The sequence below is a fragment of the Lacrimispora algidixylanolytica genome (assembly GCF_003609635.1).
Taxonomy (GTDB): domain Bacteria; phylum Bacillota; class Clostridia; order Lachnospirales; family Lachnospiraceae; genus Lacrimispora; species Lacrimispora algidixylanolytica.
This window is the reverse complement of record NZ_MCIA01000004.1, coordinates 1-1518: the sequence shown is the minus strand read 5'-3', so window position 1 is coordinate 1518 and position 1518 is coordinate 1. Positions and strand designations below refer to the sequence as shown.

General features: G+C 64.3%; 1 protein-coding gene and 1 pseudogene. Both read left to right on the top strand.

Annotation, left to right across the window (positions count from 1 at the left end; genetic code table 11):
* The first annotated feature begins 133 nt into the window (after positions 1–133).
* Entirely contained in the window at positions 134–1216 is a 1083-nt protein-coding gene (locus BET01_RS21985; RefSeq protein ID WP_243117119.1) for a hypothetical protein, read from the top strand.
* Positions 1217–1246: 30 nt separating this feature from the next.
* A pseudogene (locus BET01_RS21825) lies at positions 1247–1518 on the top strand (hypothetical protein); the annotation flags it as partial.

Here is a 1518-nt window from a genome sequence, read left to right as displayed (position 1 = left end):
GACACGGGACCTACCGGACCTATCGGTGACACGGGACCTACCGGACCTATCGGTGACACGGGACCTACCGGACCTATCGGTGACACGGGACTGACCGGCGACACTGGGGACACTGGACCTATCGGACCTACAGGTGACACTGGCCCTACTGGATCTACTGGTCCTACTGGTTCTACCGGTGACACTGGCCCTACTGGATCTACTGGGGACACTGGACCTATCGGACCTACAGGTGACACTGGCCCTACTGGATCTACTGGTGACACGGGCCCTACTGGATCTAACGGTGACACTGGCCCTACTGGATCTAACGGTGACACTGGCTCTACTGGATCTACCGGTGACACGGGACCTACTGGCAACACTGGGCCTACTGGCGACACTGGGCCTACTGGCGACACTGGGCCTACTGGATCTACTGGCGGCACGGGACCTACTGGCGACACTGGGCCTACTGGCGACACTGGACCTACTGGTGACATTGGGCTTACTGGATCTACCGGCGACACGGGACCTACCGGACCTACCGGCGAAACCGGGCCTACTGGCGACACGGGATCTACCGGAGACACCGGGCCTACTGGAACTACTGGCGACATTGGACCTACCGGCGACACTGGGCCTACTGGCGACACGGGACCTACCGGATCTACCGGTGACATGGGACTTACCGGGCCTACTGGAACTACTGGCAACACTGGACCTACCGGCGACACTGGGCCTACTGGCGACACGGGACTTACCGGACCTACCGGCGAAACCGGGCCTACTGGCGAAACCGGATCTACAGGAGACACCGGGCCTACTGGAACTACTGGCGACACGGGGCCTACCGGACCTACTGGTGATACCGGGCCTACCGGCGACACTGGATCTACAGGGCCTACCGGACCTACCGGTGACACGGGGCCTACCGGACCGACCGGGGTCACCGGAACTACTGGCGACATCGGGCCTACCGGACCCACCGGTGACATTGGGCCTACTGGACCTACTGGCGACACTGGCCCTACCGGATCTACTGGGCCTGGTGATACTGGACCTACTGGACCTACCGGCGACACCGGGCCTACTGGATCGACTGGCAATACGGGGCCGGCTGGACCTACTGGCGACACTGGGCCTACCGGTGACACTGGGCCTACCGGTGACACTGGGCCTACCGGCGACACCGGGCCTACTGGACCGACTGGCGACACCGGACCTACCGGACTGACCGGCGATACGGGCCCTACCGGTCCGACCGGTGACACTGGGCCTACCGGCGACACCGGGCCTACTGGACCTACTGGCGACACCGGGCCTACTGGACCTACTGGCGACACCGGGCCTACCGGTCCTACCGGCGATACGGGGCCTACCGGTCCTATCGGCGACACCGGGCCTACCGGTCCTACCGGCGATACGGGGCCTACTGGATCGACTGGCGACACCGGGCCTACCGGTCCTACCGGCGATACGGGGCCTACCGGACCTACCGGCGACACTGGACCTACCGGCGACACTGGGCCTACCGGT